We start from the raw sequence: 233 nt of genomic DNA, 5'->3' as shown, positions 1-233 counted from the left end.
CCCTGCGCCCCAGGGCCAGCTCGCGAGCTCCATCCGCGTCCAGCTCCCACTGCCCCCTCCCCTTTTAAGATTTCAGCCCAGGCCCCACCCCTCCACCTCTTCCAAGACCCCTGCCACTCCCGACAAGAACCCCGCTGCCTTCCCGGACTTTAAGTTGGAGGCGGGGAAGTGAAAGGTCCAGGCGGGATCGGGAGTGCGGCGAGCTGCCACGGCGCGACACCCGACTGCGACCG

It is taken from the genome of Aestuarium sp., assembly GCF_023253315.1.
GTDB lineage: Bacteria > Pseudomonadota > Alphaproteobacteria > Rhodobacterales > Rhodobacteraceae > Marivivens > Marivivens donghaensis.
The sequence above is the reverse complement of the archived record's forward strand: the minus strand, read 5'-3'. Positions refer to the sequence as shown.